The 16,396-nt window shown below is 66.3% G+C and carries 16 protein-coding genes and 2 pseudogenes; 8 read left to right on the top strand and 10 right to left on the bottom strand.

Going from position 1 to position 16,396, the window contains the following annotated elements; all coding sequences use genetic code 11:
- From BGO91_RS12640 to BGO91_RS12600, 9 genes and pseudogenes are all read right to left on the bottom strand, one after another.
- Positions 1-599, bottom strand: a pseudogene (locus BGO91_RS12640) (ATP-binding protein); the annotation flags it as partial.
- A 1-nt stretch (position 600) separates the two neighbouring features.
- A complete protein-coding gene (locus BGO91_RS12635; RefSeq protein ID WP_290473102.1) occupies positions 601-2,133 on the bottom strand; it encodes an SCO6880 family protein in 1,533 nt (510 codons plus the stop codon).
- Positions 2,134-2,136: 3 nt separating this feature from the next.
- Positions 2,137-3,189, bottom strand: a complete 1,053-nt coding sequence (locus BGO91_RS12630; protein ID WP_290473101.1) for a hypothetical protein — start codon at positions 3,187-3,189, stop codon at positions 2,137-2,139.
- Entirely contained in the window at positions 3,186-3,509 is a 324-nt protein-coding gene (locus tag BGO91_RS12625; protein WP_179603916.1) for a hypothetical protein, read from the bottom strand. Before BGO91_RS12625 ends, BGO91_RS12630 begins: the two co-directional genes overlap by 4 nt.
- Positions 3,506-3,661 carry a hypothetical protein gene (locus tag BGO91_RS12620; RefSeq protein WP_290473100.1) on the bottom strand — a complete coding sequence of 52 codons (156 nt, stop codon included), beginning with the start codon at positions 3,659-3,661 and terminating at the stop codon, positions 3,506-3,508. The genes BGO91_RS12625 and BGO91_RS12620 overlap by 4 nt, the downstream gene beginning before the upstream one ends.
- A gap of 5 nt (positions 3,662-3,666) precedes the next feature.
- Complete coding sequence (locus BGO91_RS12615) at positions 3,667-4,326, bottom strand: hypothetical protein (protein ID WP_290473099.1); 660 nt, start codon at positions 4,324-4,326, stop codon at positions 3,667-3,669.
- Positions 4,327-4,414: 88 nt separating this feature from the next.
- On the bottom strand, positions 4,415-5,518 hold the full coding sequence (locus BGO91_RS12610; RefSeq protein ID WP_290473098.1) for a hypothetical protein: 1,104 nt from the start codon (positions 5,516-5,518) through the stop codon (positions 4,415-4,417).
- The gene (locus BGO91_RS12605; protein ID WP_290473097.1) at positions 5,515-6,258 is read right to left on the bottom strand and encodes a sigma factor; all 744 of its coding nucleotides are present in this window, start codon (positions 6,256-6,258) and stop codon (positions 5,515-5,517) included. The genes BGO91_RS12610 and BGO91_RS12605 overlap by 4 nt, the downstream gene beginning before the upstream one ends.
- A 474-nt stretch (positions 6,259-6,732) precedes the next feature.
- Positions 6,733-6,930: a hypothetical protein gene (locus BGO91_RS12600; protein WP_290473096.1), complete on the bottom strand. Its 198-nt coding sequence runs from the start codon at positions 6,928-6,930 to the stop codon at positions 6,733-6,735.
- 103 nt (positions 6,931-7,033) lie between these two features.
- On the opposite strand from BGO91_RS12600, the gene BGO91_RS12595 reads away from it, so the two are divergent.
- Positions 7,034-7,636, top strand: coding sequence for a helix-turn-helix transcriptional regulator (locus tag BGO91_RS12595; protein WP_290473095.1), 603 nt, complete (start codon positions 7,034-7,036; stop codon positions 7,634-7,636).
- Positions 7,637-8,037: 401 nt separating this feature from the next.
- Positions 8,038-8,439 (top strand): annotated as a pseudogene (locus tag BGO91_RS22155) (DUF4304 domain-containing protein); the annotation flags it as partial.
- 109 nt (positions 8,440-8,548) lie between these two features.
- On the opposite strand, the gene BGO91_RS12590 reads toward BGO91_RS22155, so the two are convergent.
- Complete coding sequence (locus tag BGO91_RS12590; protein ID WP_290473094.1) at positions 8,549-9,556, bottom strand: GNAT family N-acetyltransferase; 1,008 nt, start codon at positions 9,554-9,556, stop codon at positions 8,549-8,551.
- Between the two features lie 151 nt (positions 9,557-9,707).
- On the opposite strand from BGO91_RS12590, the gene BGO91_RS12585 reads away from it, so the two are divergent.
- From BGO91_RS12585 to BGO91_RS12560, 6 genes are all read left to right on the top strand, one after another.
- On the top strand, positions 9,708-10,226 hold the full coding sequence (locus BGO91_RS12585) for a hypothetical protein (RefSeq protein ID WP_290473093.1): 519 nt from the start codon (positions 9,708-9,710) through the stop codon (positions 10,224-10,226).
- Between the two features lie 123 nt (positions 10,227-10,349).
- Positions 10,350-11,378, top strand: a complete 1,029-nt coding sequence (locus BGO91_RS12580) for a LacI family DNA-binding transcriptional regulator (protein WP_290473092.1) — start codon at positions 10,350-10,352, stop codon at positions 11,376-11,378.
- A gap of 102 nt (positions 11,379-11,480) precedes the next feature.
- On the top strand, positions 11,481-12,803 hold the full coding sequence (locus tag BGO91_RS12575; protein WP_290473091.1) for an extracellular solute-binding protein: 1,323 nt from the start codon (positions 11,481-11,483) through the stop codon (positions 12,801-12,803).
- 85 nt (positions 12,804-12,888) lie between these two features.
- Entirely contained in the window at positions 12,889-13,836 is a 948-nt protein-coding gene (locus tag BGO91_RS12570; protein WP_290473090.1) for a carbohydrate ABC transporter permease, read from the top strand.
- Positions 13,833-14,783, top strand: coding sequence for a carbohydrate ABC transporter permease (locus tag BGO91_RS12565; protein ID WP_290473089.1), 951 nt, complete (start codon positions 13,833-13,835; stop codon positions 14,781-14,783). Before BGO91_RS12570 ends, BGO91_RS12565 begins: the two co-directional genes overlap by 4 nt.
- 47 nt (positions 14,784-14,830) lie before the next feature.
- Positions 14,831-16,336, top strand: coding sequence for an alpha-L-arabinofuranosidase C-terminal domain-containing protein (locus BGO91_RS12560; protein ID WP_290473088.1), 1,506 nt, complete (start codon positions 14,831-14,833; stop codon positions 16,334-16,336).
- Positions 16,337-16,396: the final 60 nt, after the last annotated feature.

Raw genomic sequence — 16,396 nt, 5'->3', positions numbered from 1 at the left:
TTCCAGTCGGCATCCGAGAACGACGCATCTCGCGGTCCCTCATCCAGCAGGTTGATCCGGGCGGCCTTGCCGGGACCGACGCTGATGGACCGGCCGCCGACGTAGGCGGCGACGCGCGCCCACTCCCCGTTCGGGTCGTGGGGGACGGCGATCTTGCGGCCCAACCTTGCGAGCCGGGAGGACCAGGACTTGGCCAGCATTGACTTGCCGGTGCCCTTGACCCCGAGGATGGCGACGGAATGCGAACGAACAGCCTCAGCCGAGTACGCGTCCCAGGGGTCGAAGCAGAACGGAGCCCGGGAGAGCAGGTTCTCTCCGATGTACGCGCCGGTGAGGATGTCGCCGGTCTCGGCCAGGAACGGGTACGCGCCACCGAGGACCTTGGAGCTGCACCGGTGCGCGGGTGGCGTGGCGCGCAGTGGGCCGCGCAGGTTGTGCGGCTGCTTCCACCCCCACGGCGGCATCTTCGACGCCGGGAGTTCCGCAGTCTGCAGCTTCCAGGACGAGCCCTTGTCCTCCGTGGTGGTCTGGCGGCGTCGTCCGTTGGCGCCGAGCTTCTCATTGGCCGGGATACGGCCCATGACGGCTGACTGCTTCATGTCATTCCCCTTCCAGCGGGACCGGGAGCGCCGCGGTGACGAACCCGGCGGCCTGTTGCCCTGACATTGACGCGAGCACGAGCCGGGCCGGATGCGACGCTTGTTCGATGTCGGTGCGCGCCTTGGCGAGAGCGTCCTTGGACTCGGCGGAGATCGTCACGAACCCGCGGTACTGGACATCCCCGAACCCGTCGACAAGGTCATGCTCCCGCACCGCGAGGTCCTCCTCTTCGCGGAGGTGGGTGAGCGGGATCCGGGAGGACAGCTTCATCCGGATGGTGGCTGCGGTTTCCATGTCGGACTGGGCGCGGTTCAGCTGGGCCAGCGCCTTGTGAGTCGCCACCGGCCGCACCTGTAGGGTGATCACCCTGGTTGCGTCTCCTGCGTAGAGGAGCGGTTCGAGGAACCCGGTGCGGACGTCGGTGCGCGGCCACTCGGCGACCCAGAAGGTCTGGTGCCAGGACTCGTCCACGCGGATCGCGTCCCAGCCCTCGTCGATCCCCATCACCGGCGACGGCGCAGATACGATCCCGGAGTCCTGCTCACGTCGCGTCGCGGCGGCCACGGGGTCGGCCGACAGGGCGTTCAGCTCGTCGAGCTCGTCCGAGGTGAGCCATCCGGCCGGGGTGAGCCGGGCGTGCTCCATGGACGTCTCGATGCCGGCGACCCGCTCCTTGAGCACGGCGGCAAGGCCGGTGAGTCCTTTCCCCGCGTCCCGGATTGCGCCGTTGAGGGCGGCGGTGTCGAAGGTGAGGGTGATGTAGTTCGTGAACCCCATCGACCGTTTCGACGCCGCCTGCGTCAGCGCCCAATACTGCTCGCGCAGCTCGGCGGTGACTTGCGGGTCGTGCTCGTTCTCCCGGACGACCAAGTAGTCGCGCAGTTCGTTCGAGGAGGCTCGGTCGACGCGGATCCGGATAGTGGTCTCACGGACACCGGGGAGGTTCTCCAGGGAGCTGAGCCATTCCACGAACCCGTCGTACGCGGCCTCTTGAGTGCCCTTGTCGCGCAGCGCCCAGGCTTTCGATCCGACCTTGACGGTGACGGAGGCGAGTCTTCCGCGGGCGTTGTAGATGAAGCCGCCGGCACCGGGGATCTGGATGATCTGCGCGTCCCCGAGCGCGCCGGGGAGGAGGAACTTGGAGGTCACGACCGGGGTGACCGCGGCGACGTGCGCGTGCCCGACGTCGAGGGAGGCGACGCTCACGCGGAGCCAGACATCTCGGCGGAAGATCGTCTGTCCAGTCAGACTGCGACGCACGTAACGCGTAGCTTGGGCGACGATCACGATGACCGGTTCGCGCCGGTAGGTGGCGAGGGCGAAGAACACCACGACGGCGACGATCGGGATCATCACCCAGATCGCGTTGATGTCGATGAGGAGGGTGGAGAATAGGACCGCGACGGCGACGCCGATTACGACCAGTTGCAGGAACGTCAGGCCGAGGAAGATCCCTCGGCGTTCTCGGGCGGCGAAGCGGACCCTGGGTGCGCCTTCCTCGGTGATGATCTGGTCGGCGGTGAGGGTGGTCATGAGTTATCTCCCAACCTTGACGATTCGTGCCGCGGTGCGGACGGGTGCGGCGGCGGTGCTCGCCCGGGAGAACTGATCGCGGACGGAGAACCGGTGGTGGAGCGCGGTGCCGACTTCAGCACCGGCGAACGAGACGAGCTTGGTTGCCCAGAGCGGGCTGAATGAGGCGGCGATCACCGCCCCGGCGGCGACGAGGATGACGCCGATACTGAGGCTGGCTTTGGTCAGCTCGACCGCTAGGAGGACGACGCCGGCGGCCAGGGGCTTGGCGATGAGGAGGCCGACGGAGAGGTTCAGCCAGCGTTGCGCCCAGGCGGTGAGCTTGGGCTGGCCGATCATCATCAGCCCGACCGGGGCCATCGCGGCCAGTGCCAGGAGCCCGAATTCGCGGATCGACATGGCGATGAAGAGGAACAGCGATGCGATCATCATCAGGCCGACGATGAGTAATGCCATCACGTATTCGCCGACGGAGCCTGGTCCCTGTGCTCCTTGGGTGGCCATGCCCCAGATGACGCCGTCCTGGGAGAACTGCATGGTCTTCATGACGGCGCCGTGGATCTGTTTCGGGGCATCGAAGAGGCCGACGACGCGGAGCAGGCTTTGGCTCAGGTCGCCGCCTTGAACGGCAGTGGTGAGCGCGTGTGTGATGTCGTCGGTGATGCCGGATGCCTTCTGCATCCCCCATACGCAGATGGCGCTGAACGGGATGGCGAGGGCTGCGCCGGCGGCGGTGCGGCCGATGCGTGACCAGTCCTGCAGGATCATCGCGATGCCGATCTGCACCAGTGCGACGATCAGGATGACCGGGGCGGTGACCGCAATCCAGAATAGGAACTGCGAGTGGGCGATGTTCCAGCTGCCCTGGTCGATGTTCGTGTTGAAGGATCCGGCGATCATCGTGGCAATGAAGTCGCCGAGGTTCTTGATGGTGGAGCCCATGAACTGGGCGACGGTTTGGGATGCCTGGCAGCCGAAGTCGGCGACGAAGCATCCGTAGTTCGGGGTGAACGGATCCGGCGGTGCGGATGCGACAGTGGCGATCATGACGGTCACGCCACGTGGAGCGACTGGCCCCAGTTGATCAGCCCGGCGATGCTGCCCGCGACGGCGACCCCGGCGAGGCAGCTGAGAACGCCGATGATGCCCGCCTTCTGCACGCGTCCGTTGCTGGAGACGTGGCCGACGACGATGAACCCGGCGGCGATCAGGCCGCCGATCACGCCGAGGATGAGGACAATGGCGAATACGACGTTCGCGATCGTCTGCAAGGCTCCGACGCCGGGCCCGGAGAAGTCCGGGCTGGGGTTCGGGACGGCCGCCACGGTGATGATGCGTGCGTGGACGGTGACGAGGGCTTCGTTGAGTGCGTTCATGATTCTTGGTTCCTTTCCGTGGGATCGGTCGATGGTTCGGGTGCTTGCGCCTCGCGCATCCGCCGTGCGGCGAGGTAGCCGGAGGCGGCGATGCCGAGCAGAGCGATACAGATCAGAGTCAGCAGGCCGAGCAGGCTGATCAGCAGGTCCATGACATTCACTCCCCGTCCGCGTTTGCCGCGCCGGTCGCGGAGGCCGGAAGAGGAACAGTGAGGATGTTCGCCTTGCCCTCCGACGGGATGTTCACGGTCAGTTCGAGCTGATCGACTCCGGCCGGGACGAAGTAGGCGGCGGCGAACGATCGACTCTTCTCATTCGGGACCGTCCAAGTCGGCTGCCCGTGGAAGAGCCCGTTGGGCAGCCAGGGCAGGCCAGCTGCCTTGGCTGCGGCGGGGCCGTCGGCGGTGTCGAGGACGGCTGGTTCGGGGCGGCCGTCGAACTGGGTGCCCTTGAGGGTGGTGCCGGTGACGTCCTGGAAGTCTTGGTTGCCCTGGGAGGGGATCCACTTGCCGGTCATGGTGATCTTCAGCAACAGCACCGGGGTTCCGACAGGGAAGAGCTCCGAAGGCGAGTTCGGGAGCGTGCACCGGCAGCCGTGCTTGGCCTTGACGGTGGTGCCCGGGTAGACGTCGACCCAGACGCTGCTGACGATGCCAGATGCCGCCGGCATCGCGTCCTGCGCGGGCGCCGGCGTCGGCGTCGGCTTAGCCGGCGCCACCGTCGTGAACGACGGATTCCGTGAAGGCGACGTGCCGACGCAGCCGACGAGGGCCAGGCTTGGGAGGAGTGCAGCGAGTGCGATCAGCTTCTTGTTCATCTCAGTTCACCTCGGTTTCGTATGCGCCCTTCACTTAGAACTTCCGGTTCGGAGCGATTTGTGGCGCGCATCTTGGAGACTCGTTTGGTCAGGGCACCTGAATGTGCTGGTGGTTGCAGGTATCGGGAAAGTCGCTGGTGAAGTTCGTAAGCACACCGAGCGTCACGTGAGCGCGGGACCGGCAGTCGCTTTGACCGACCGATGACCCATGCGGCGCGTACGGGTCCAGGACGTGGATCAACTGGACGGAAAGCGTGTCCGCGCCTGTGAGGGACTGCCGGTTGATCGCATAGAAATCGACAGCCTTGCCCTTCCAATGCGCCGACGCGGTTCCCGCCCCTGGGGTCATACCCGTGCAGCGCCGGTTGAGGTCGCTCACCCCGACCTGCTGGAAGGCCTGGACGGCGACGACGATCAGCTGGAGGACGTGCGCGTCGATCGCGCAGTCCGGTGTTGCCGTCCCGTTCGCCATGTTGACGACCTGCTCTTGGTACCGCGGGTCCAGGAAGTTCAGCTTCTTCGCCTGGATCGCACCGACCAGGATTGCGGCGGCCGCGCGAGCGTCCGCCGGCGCCTGACACGCACCGGCGCTGGCTCCCGTCAGGGCGGCGAGGACCTGCTCGGCGGGTGCCCAGAATGATGCGTAGTGGTTCGGGTCGGCGTTGATCTGGACTGCGTGGGCGACCACGGTTGGCGCGAGGGTCTGCCAGTCCGGCACGTGCAGCATGCGTGTGTAGAAGGCGGCGGCTGCGGTCGCCGGGTTCATCCGCTCCGCAGGGGTGCCGTAGCCGGCGCCTTGCTGGAAGACGCCGATCGTGGTGTTGTCCACTGCGTCGCCATGGTCCAGGTTGCGGAGGCCGGACTCACCGATCGCGACCATCAGCGCGAGTGTCTGCCCGTGCGGGGGCACGCTCATCTGCTGGCCGACGGTGATGATCGTCGCGGCGATTCTCAACTGCTCCGGCCCGTACCCGTCCACCTTCTGACCCGCCTCCACCGACGGGACGGATCCACCGCACACTCCCCCGCTGCCACCGAATCCGTTGGTTCCCATCGCGAGAACCAAGCTGACCGGCACGGCGACGAGCGTGACGGGGACGACCAAGACGATGATGGCCGCGACGATCAGAAGATTCCGTGTCGTCTTTGGATGCGACACCGCCTGAGCGGCCGCGGCGCCGGCACCGATCACGCCGGCACCTCCTGCTCGAGGACAGTCCGGGCGATCATCAACAATCGCTTCGCGGTCGCGATCCGCGCCCGCGCAGAGCCGGGATGAATGTGAAGTCGCGCTGCGATGGTGTTGGTGTCGTCGCCGATCATCTCAGCGACCTCTCGAAACCCTCCGCTTTCGGGCACGCACGACAGAATCACCGACCCTGTCACTGGTAGGCCCGCGTCCGCTGCAGCCAATGCGGCAAGAACGGTCTGCGCGACCTGGCGCACTCGTTCCCGTACCGTCCGAAGCCCCCGCATCGACAGCTGGTATTCGGCGGCGATGCGCTGCGCGTCGCCGTCCGACAGGCTGAGATCGCCCATGACCCGCCAGTCGGATGGCCCAACGTAGTCTGCCGCCAGGACCATCCATCGATGCGCGTCGAACCGGCAGATCAACGCATCCAGCGGGTCGACCTCCGAGTGCGACTCGGCGTCAAACGGAATGTCGTCGACGGGCACGTATTTGCGCTCCAGTTCGCGGAGCACGACATGACGGGTAATACCGAACACGAAGTAGTTCGGCGACCCCCGTCCCGGGTCGTAGGTGTCAGATCTGCGCCACACGGTTTCCCTTATGAGCTGCAGAACGGCGTCGACCTCGTTGGGCCGGCCGCGCATCCGGGAGACCACGAATGAGCGCATGGTGTCGACTTCACGGAGCAGTTCCGTGAGACGGGCGTCCGCACGCGTGCGAACTTGGGTTCCTCCAGCCACGAGATCACAACCTTCCTTGCATGGGGGTGGCTAATGCGAAGGACCGGGTTCGAGCTAAAGAGGGCTCGTCTGTGGAGGGCTCCTTCAGCGCGAATGAGCGCGCGGGAGCCCCCTGTGAGGAGTGATGGAAGTTCCGAGATGCGCCGGGGATTTGGGCTTCGGGGCGGCGCGCCCGGATTTGATGGTGGAGCGGCGACTGCGACTCTGAAGTTCGGGAGTCTCAGCCACGATGCGTCACCGCCGCCCTGACTCGAATCGCGAGTCGGGAGCTTCGGCAACCGGGGTAAGAATCAGCCGCTCCATTTGGTGCCGCACGCTACCCCCGAACGGGGGTGAGCAGTCGGCGGCACGCCGGGGTGAACGAGGTGTTCTACTGACAGCTCTCGCACTGCAGGTCGTCCATCGGATCGACCGGCACCAGATAGCCGTCCGCGAAGTCCTGGATGACGCCGGGCTGCATCTTGAATGGCTCAGTTATGCCAGAGCCGAGGTCGCGGTCTGGATTCCGGTCTCCAGCCATGCGATCACCTCCGCGCGTTTGTAGTACACGCGATGTGATGTGGGCTTGTAGAAGCGCGGACCCTGGTGCCGGTAGCGCAGTTGTGCGAGCGCCGCTAGCGACAGTCCGGTCAGTTCGGCCGCATCGATAGGCCGGATGTAGTCTCCTGTCATTTTGTCTTCCTCCGTTTCGACAACTCAAGTATCGTTCGGTTGTTGACTGGACCATACCAGGGATTCCACTACATGACAACAGAATGGGCGCTAAGCTGTTGAAATGGCAGACTTTCGATCGGAGACCAACCTCGGTGCGCGCATCAGATTGGCGCGCCGCGAACGCGGATTTCGCACCACGGCCGAGTTGGCGAACGCCATCCAGGGCGGAAATATCACAGAGTCGATTCTGGAGAACATCGAGTCAGGCAGGAAGTCGGACTTCAGCGTCAGCCAGCTTCTCAACATCGCTCGAGGACTCGATGTCCCGCTGTCGATGATCCTGGCGCCTATCGGCCGCCCTGGATCGCAGCTCGACCTCCCGAATCTCAGTGACGACCTCGCCGGCATGACGGCGGCCGAGTTCGATTGCTGGCTGTCAGCGACGCCTGCCAGCGCGTATCGGCCACGAACCGCCGCCGAACGCGAAGACATTGGGACATTGAATGCACTTCGCGAATTGGGAACGCTTTCGCGCGAGCTCGAGCGTCTTCGCATCGTCCTCGAGGTACAGGCTGCGTCCGGCGACCCCGATCTCAGAGAGGCAAGTCCCGAAGTTAGAAGTCGGATCAACCGATTGGCAGAGGAGGCTTCTCACGTCACAGCGCTACTCGCAAGTAGCGGCGTGGGCGATGTCAGCGACTCTCCGAGCAACACCGCGAGCTGAGCGCAACCGAACCCCAGGGACGCTGGCATCCGGCGGGCGCTAGACCGTCGCGCCCGACCGGACCAGATGCCAGCAGGCTCCAGACGAGCACCCATTACCTCGCCCGTGTCCCGGACGCAGGCCGCGATAGAGCCTTCAGGCCCCGCTCGTCGGGGTCCGCTCCGTGCCCACACTTTGCCCACAAAATTCTGAGATCCAGATAATTTAGCGAGATAACAGGAGATGCCACTTCCGCGTAATTCCGCGGAATTTTGCTACTATTCCAGGCGTTGCGGTGCCTTGATGGGGGTTCGAATCCCCCATTCTCCGCCATTTTTTGCCCCGCACCTGATGGCTGATCTCTTGCGTGCTCTTCTGCGATGATCGGTAACTCCGCGTAGGAAGTTCGATATCTTGATGGCGTGACGGCCAAGGAAGCCTTGAAGAAAGAATTGCGCGACAGACTAGGTCCGTTCTTGCGCGACCGCGGATATCGCGGGTCCGGTAGCAACTGGCGAAAATGGTCCGCTCGTGGCGATTGCGCGCTTGTCAACGTGCAATCATCCTCCTGGAACACGTCTGACGATCAACGCTGCATCATCAACTTGTCGATAATCGTCCCCGGCGACCTTGATTGGTACGACTTCCGCAGCTCGTCTCGGAAGGCGAATCGGAAAACGCCAACTGAGGTATGGGGCATTTGGCGAGAGCGTCTCCACCGCGGCGGAGCAGGCCCCGAGGAATGGTGGCGCGTAACCAACGCCCAAGACGCGCGCACTGAAGTAGCGGACATGATCGAGCAGTTATCGGCACTGGGTCTCCCAGCGCTTGAGGAGTTACTAGACCGTCGCAATTTGATCCGGGCGGTCGCCGGCGAGCCGGTTCGGGGATTTCGCACCGCGTCCGTAACTTGGTGGGCGCTCCCCCTTTTGCTTAGTGATGATGGCGCGTCGGAGGCGCTCGCCGCTGCACTCGATGAACTCGACGAGAAACGACTATCTCGCGAAACATCACAAGAGTTCGCCCAAACAGCACAAGAGTTCGCCCGCTGGGCCAAAGATCGCGCGAAGCGGGTAAGTGCTGGAGCGGGAGCTTAGTAACTCCCGCTCCCCGTTTCCTGGACACAGATGGTCGAGGACTGCAACGCAAGAAACGGCTATTGCGCAGGCCCACCTGCGCGACACCGCGATCCCCGTACTCGAGCCGCGTGGCGATGACCCGGAAGTAGGCGTCGCGGACGCCGGTCGCCGCCGTCACCGCTGCCCCGCTCTCGACGTCACGGAGCAGGAAGCTCGACTCGGGCCGGAAGCTGGAGTTCACCGCCCAGACCGTCCACTCCTCGGCGCTGAGCTGCGACCTCCCCTCGGCCCGGGCGACCTCGTTGCGGATCGCGCGGAACTCCTCGTCGGTCTCGGCCGTGTACTCCTCGATCCGCAAACCGTCGGGGATCGGCGCATCCGGGATGGCGGCGCCGAGTGGATGCCGCAGGTGCCGGCTCCGTTTCGTCGCCGTCATGCCCGCCGCACGGTACAGGGCGACGGCGCCGTCGACGTGCTCGCCGTAGACGGATTCGACCACCAGCCGGACGGTGGGGTGATGCAGCGCGTGCAGCTCGCGGGCGGTCTCGAGCCCGTGGCGCATGAGCCTCGTGCCGAGTCCCTGGCGGCGATGGGTCGGGCGCACCGCACCGGCCGCCTGCACCCGGTGGACGATCTCGGCCGCCGGCTTGTAGTGCACCGCCGAGAAGCCGACCATCGTCGTGCCGTCGAACACGGCCAGGGTGGAGGTCGGGAGGTCGTCGACCGGAGACTCCAACTCCTCGGCCGCATCCTCCACGGTGTACTGCCCCCACACGTGATCCTCCGCGTCGATCGCGTTCAGGAGGTCGGCCATCGCCGCGCTGTCGGACACGGTCAGCGGGCGCCAGCCGAGGTCGGTCACGACCGCAACCCTAGCGCCGAGGACAGGCCCGGCGACTGCGCCGACATTCGTGCCGAATGTGGACTTTGGCGGCGGGTAAATCGACATTCGGCACGAATGTGCGTGGCCCGCTCGCGGTACCGCACTCGCAGCAGAGGCGTAGTGTCGGGGCATGTTGCAGAATCGCGAGGTCGGCGGGGCGACCATGGGGGCCGGGCGCGGCAGGGTCGAGGGAGATCCCGGCGGCACGGGTGTGGACGGCGGCGGTGCGCCGACCGGAATCCTGTACGGTCCGTGGGGCTACGTGAACTTCGCTGCAGCGGTCGGGATGTTAGCCGGCTTCGTCTGGCTCGTGTCCTCGGATCTCGACGATCCGCTCGGCGGGCACTGGGCGTGGGGGTCGTTCCTGATGGTCGTGTCGCTCTCGACGCTCGGCGTGGTCACCCGGAGATTCGGGGCGGCGAGTCTGCGCCGGCATGCACAGGGCCCGCGCGATGCGCGCCATCGCATCCAGCAGATCGCCCCCTTCGTCGTGCTGGGGCTCCTCCTGATCGGAATGATCGGGCACCTCTTCGGCGCGGACGAGCTCACGACCGTGATGATCGCGCTGGCCGTGGGAGCGACCGCGGGGCTGGCACCGACGTTCCTCCTGAAGCCGGCGGGGTCGGGCGCTCCGGCCGAGAAGGCCTGACACGCCCTTCTCCACGACGTCCCACCTCAGGGGAGGGCGCGTCGTGACGGCTCGGCAGTGCGGTCCGCGGCGGTGCGGTTTCAACGTTGTAAAGTCATCGCAAGGCGAGAGACAGGAGCGCGGATGGCCGCGACGATGCACGACGTCAGCCGGCTGGCCGGCGTGTCGATCAAGACCGTGTCGAATGTGATCAACGACTACCCGTACGTGCGGGAGGAGACGCGGCGCCGAGTGCTCGACGCGATCGCCACGCTGGGCTACACGCCGAACCTGTCCGCGCGCAGCCTGCGCTCCGGCCGCACGAACGTGATCTCACTGATGATCCCCGACCTGCGCAACGCCTACTTCGCCGAACTCGCCGACTCGGTCATGCGCGCGGCGGCGGACAAGGGCTTGTCCGTCCTGATCGAGCAGTTCGGGGACCGGCGGGAGCGCGAGATCGACGTGCTGCGGCATCCTCGGGCGCAGATGGTCGACGGCGTGCTCTACAGCGTGCTGGCGCTCGATGAGGGCGACGTGGGGCTGATCGAGGAGATCGCGACGCCGATGGTGCTGCTCGGCGAGCGGATCTTCAACGGGCCGAAGGATCACGTCACCATGCAGAACGTGGAGGGCGCCCGCGCCGCGACGACGCACGTGGTCGATCAGGGCCGCAGGCGGATCGTCGCGCTCGGCGCGCATCCCGGCGAGGTGATCGGTTCGGCCGCCCTGCGCCTCTCCGGCTATCGCGAGGCGCTCGAGGAGGCGGGGATCGCGTACGACGAGCAGCTCGTCGTACCGGTCGGATCGTGGCACCGGCGCAACGGAGCCGACGCCATGCGGGAGTTCCTGGCGCGCGGGGTGCCGTTCGACGCCATCGTCGCCTTCAACGACGCGATCGCCCTCGGAGCGTTGCGCGTGCTGCAGGAGAACGGCCTCGGCGTGCCGGACGACGTCGCGGTGATCGGCTTCGACGACATCGACGAGACGCAGTACTCGATGCCGACCCTGTCGACGATCGATCCGGGTCGCGACGACATCGCGCGCACGGCCGTCGAGCTGCTGCTGCGCCGGATCGAGGGTGCGGGAGCGCCGTTCACCCCGGAAGAGGTGCTCGTGCCGTTCCAGCTGCGCACCCGCGAGTCGACCGCCGTGCCCGCCCTCGTGCGCTGACGAAAAACCATTTGACACGGTCACATTCGACAGGCGATCATGTCTACAACGTTGTAGTACAACGTTGTAGGACAAGGGTGTTCAGCACGCGAAAGGAATCCAATGAAGAAGCTCCTCGCAGCGGGTGGCGTGATCGCAGTGGCGATCGCGGCGCTCACCGGATGTTCCGCCGGTAGCGATGCGGCAAGCTGCCAGAACAAGATCGTGAAGTCGGATGCGACCCAGGTGACCATGTGGGCCTGGTACCCCAACTTCGAGCCGGTCGTCGACCAGTTCAACAAGACCCACGACGACGTCCAGATCTGCTGGACCAACGCGGGCGCCGGCAACGACGAGTACACGAAGTTCTCCACGGCGATCCAGGCGGGCTCGGGCGCACCGGACGTCGTGATGCTCGAATCCGAGGTCGTCCCCAGCTACATCGCGGACGGCTCCATCACGAACCTCAGCAAGCTCGGCGCCGACACGGTGAAGGACGACTACTCCGAGGGCGCGTGGAGCGACGAGTCGCGGGACGGCGACGCGTACGCGATCCCCGTCGACGGCGGCCCGGTCGGCCTCCTCTACCGCAAGGACCTCTTCGACAAGTACGGCATCGCCGTGCCGACCACCTGGGACGAGTACGCCGCGGCGGCGGAGAAGATCAAGGAGGCGAGCGGCGGCAAGACCCTCCTGACGGACTTCCAGGGCAACGGCCGTGCGTACCAGACGGCCCTCTTCGCCCAGGCGGGCGCCACACCCTTCACGCTCTCGGGCAAGCAGGACATCTCGATCGACCTGAACGACCCGGCCAGCGACAAGGTGCTCACCTACTGGAACGACCTCGTCCAGAAGAAGCTCGTCGGCACCGAGGACGCCTCCACCACCGACTACAACACCCACCTCGTCAACGGCACCTACGCCTCGGTCGTCGCCGCCGCCTGGCTGCCCGGCTACCTGCAGGGCTTCACCGGCGCCGACAAGACGGCGCAGTGGGCGGTCGCCCCGGTCCCCCAGTGGGACACGGCCAACCCGGTGCAGATCAACATCGGCGGCTCGGCGTTCGCGGTGAGCAAGCAGGCGAAGGACCAGAAGGCGGCCGCCGAGGTCGCGATGGGCATCTTCGGCACCGAGGAGGCGTGGAAGATCGGCATCGAGAAAGCGGCGCTCTTCCCGCTCTGGAAGCCGATCCTCGAGTCCGACTACTTCAAGGACAAGGCGTACGACTTCTTCGGCGGTCAGCAGATCAACAAAGACGTCTTCCTCACCGCGGCCACGGACTACAAGGGCTTCCAGTTCAGTCCGTTCCAGAACCTCGTCTACGACAAGCTGACGGACGCGGTCAACTCGACGAACAAGGGCAAGGCGCAGCCGACGGCGGCGCTGAAGACCTACCAGGACGCGGTCGTCAGCTACGCGAAGCAGCAGGGCTACACGGTCAAATGACCGCCGGCGGCGCCCGCACCTGACTCCGCTCACACGCGGGCGCCGCCCTCCTCCACCGATCCGCTCCCATCAAAGGACTCCCCCGATGACCGAATCCGCTGTCGCGACGCGGCGACCGCGCGAACCCCGGGCGACCAGGCGGCGCGGCGACATCGTCAGCCTGCGCCGGGCGCGCTGGGGCTGGGCGTTCACCGCCCCGTTCGCCGTCTTCCTCCTGCTCTTCCTCCTCATCCCGCTCGTCTACGCCTTCGTGATGAGCCTGCAGAACACCACCCTCGCCGGCGGCACCAGCTGGGTCGGCCTGGCGAACTACGCGAAGGCGTTCACCGACCCGCTGTTCCTCGACGGCGTCTGGCGGGTGATGCTGTTCGCGATCGTGATGATCCCGGCCCAGATGATCGTCGCGCTGGTCGCCGCCCTGCTCATCGACGCGCTCACGACGCGGTTCGCCAAGATCTCGCGCCTGCTGATCTTCGTGCCCTACGCGGTCCCCGTCGTGATCGGCGCGCTGATGTGGGGGTTCCTCTACAGCCCGAGCTTCGGTCCCGCCCAGGAGCTCTTCGGAGCGTTCGGGCTGCAAGCGCCGAACTTCTTCTCCGACCAGAACGTCTTCGGATCGCTGGTCAACATCGTGACCTGGCAGTGGGCGGGCTACTACATGATCATCATGTACGCGGCGCTGCAGGGCGTCGACCCCTCGATCTACGAGGCCGCCCGGGTCGACGGCGCCAATGCCTGGCAGGTCGCGCTCCGCATCAAGATCCCGATGATCGCGTCCTCCCTGCTGCTCGTGCTCGTCTTCGCCCTCATCGGCACGCTGCAGTTCTTCAACGAACCGCAGATGCTGCGCGGGATGGCGTCCGGCTCGATCACCTCCAACTACACGCCGAACATCTATGCCTACACCGTCGCCTTCTCGTACCACCAGTTCAACTACGCGTCGGCGATCGCCTTCGCCCTGGGCCTCGTGATCTTCGTCGGCTCGTACGCCTTCATGTTCGCCACGCGCAAGAGAAGTGGACTGATGAAATGACCGCCACCCTCGCAACCGGCTCCGGGTCAGGGTCCCCGGCCCACGACGACCGTCCCGCGCGCAACCGCCGGAGCAGCGGCGGCCGCGCCCCGCATCGTCGCGGCGGCCGCCAGGTCATCCCGCACATCATCCTCGCCGCGTTCATCGTCTACTTCGCGCTGCCGTTCTGGTGGCTGATCGTCGCCAGCACGAAGAGCCAGCAGACGCTCTTCGACGGGAAGACGAGCGCGCTGTGGTTCTCGGGCGACTTCGACCTGTTCTCGAACATCGGCGCCCTGTTCACCTACTCCGGCGGCCTCTACGCGCACTGGCTCGGCAACTCGTTCCTGTACGCGATCGCCGGCGGGGTCGGCGCCACCGTCCTCTCGGTGCTCGCCGGCTACGGCTTCTCGATGTACGGGTTCCGCGGCCGCCGCCTGTTCTTCGCGGTGGTGCTCGGCTCGGTGATGGTCCCGGCGACGGTGCTCGTCATCCCCCTGTTCGTGATGATGAGCGGGGCGCACCTGACCAACACGATCTGGGCGATCATCCTGCCGTCGATGCTCAACCCCTTCGCGGTGTACCTGATGAAGGTCTACACGGACGAGGCGATCCCGCCCGAGATGGTGGACGCCGCCCGCGTCGACGGCGCCGGCGAGGTGCGGATCTTCGCCCGTGTCGCGCTGCCCCTCATGCGGCCCGCGGTCGTGACCGTGCTGCTGCTCTCGGTCGTCGGCACCTGGAACAACTTCTTCCTACCGCTGGTGATGTTCTCCAATCCGCAGCTCTTCCCCGTCACTGTCGGCCTAGGGGCGCTGCAGTCGCAGGCGCAGGTCAACACCGGCGGCCAGTCGCTGTGGAACCTGGTGATCACCGGCGCCCTGATCTCGATCATCCCGCTGATCGTCTCGTTCCTCACCCTGCAGCGCTACTGGCAGGGCGGACTCTCCATCGGCAGCGTCAAATAGACGCCCGCCCCGACCACCACCGATCCGAAGGACCCTGAAGGAAACCCATGTCTGAGACCCACATCGCCCTCGACCGCTCCGCGAGCGTCGCTCCCGTGAACCGTCGACTGTTCGGCTCGTTCGTCGAGCACCTCGGGCGCTGCGTCTACAACGGCCTCTACGAGCCCGGGCACCCGACCGCGAACGAGGACGGCTTCCGCCTCGATGTGGTGGAGCTGGTGAAGGAGCTCGGCTCGACGACCATCCGCTACCCCGGCGGAAACTTCGTCTCCGGGTTCCGCTGGGAGGACTCGGTCGGGCCGCGCGAGAACCGACCCGTGCGCCGTGACCTCGCCTGGCACTCGCTGGAGACGAACCAGGTCGGGCTCGACGAGTTCTCCCGCTGGCTGAAGCTGACCGACTCCGAGCTCATGCTCGCGGTGAACCTCGGCACTCGCGGGATCGACGAGGCGCTCGACCTGCTCGAGTACGCCAACCACCCTTCCGGCACCGCGCTCAGCGACCTGCGCATCGCCAACGGCACGACGGAGCCGCACGACATCCGCATGTGGTGCCTCGGCAACGAGATGGACGGCCCGTGGCAGACCGGCTACATGACGGCCGACGACTACGGCAAGCTCGCCGCGCGCACGGCGGCCGCCATGAAGATGGCGGACAAGGACCTCGAACTGGTGGTCTGCGGATCGTCCGGCTCCGGGATGCCGACCTTCGGCGAGTGGGAGCGGGTCGTCCTCGAGCACTCCTACGAGCACGTCGACTTCATCTCGGCGCACGCCTACTACCAGGAGCGCGGCGGCGACCTCGGCTCGTTCCTCGCCTCCTCCCTGGACATGCAGTACTTCATCGACACGGTCGTCACGACGGCCGACCACGTCGGACACAAGCTCAAGAGCGCCAAGAAGATCAACATCTCGTTCGACGAGTGGAACATCTGGTACCTCGACGAGCACAAGGCGTCGGACGAGGTCAACGACGAGTGGCGCTACGCCCCGCGCCAGCTGGAGGACGTCTACTCCGTCGCCGACGCGGTGGTGCTCGGCAACCTCCTGATCACGCTGCTGAAGAACGGCGACCGCGTGACCAGCGCCTCCCTCGCCCAGCTCGTGAACGTGATCGCCCCGATCATGACGGAGCCGGGCGGTCCGACCTGGCGGCAGACGACGTTCTTCCCGTTCTCGGTCACCAGCCGACTCGCCGCGGGCGAGATCCTGCGGCCGCGCATCCAGACGGGCACCTACGAGACCGCGGTGCACGGCGACGCTGGCATCGTGGATGCCGTCGCCACGCACGACGCCGAGGCCGGACGGGCCGCCGTGTTCCTGGTCAACCGCAGCCAGACCGAGACCGAGACGGTCCGCGTCGATCTGCGCGACCTGGGTGTGCAGACGGTGGAGGAGGCGCTCAGCCTCTGGGACGAGGACGTGTACGCCAAGAACACGCTGCAGGACCAGGACCGCGTCGGCCTGCGCGCCAACGCCACGGCCTCCGTCGCCGACGGCGTGCTGAGCGTCGAGCTTCCGCCGGTCTCGTGGACGGCCGTCTCGCTCGGCTGATCCCACCCTCCGGCCACACCGCCGGGAGCGCACCGTCCGTCGGCGCGCACCCGGCGGTTC

The sequence above is a fragment of the Leifsonia sp. 71-9 genome, assembly GCF_001898805.1.
In the GTDB taxonomy this organism is placed as follows: Bacteria; Actinomycetota; Actinomycetes; order Actinomycetales; family Microbacteriaceae; genus Leifsonia.
The sequence above is the reverse complement of the archived record's forward strand: the minus strand, read 5'-3'. Positions and strand labels throughout refer to the sequence as shown.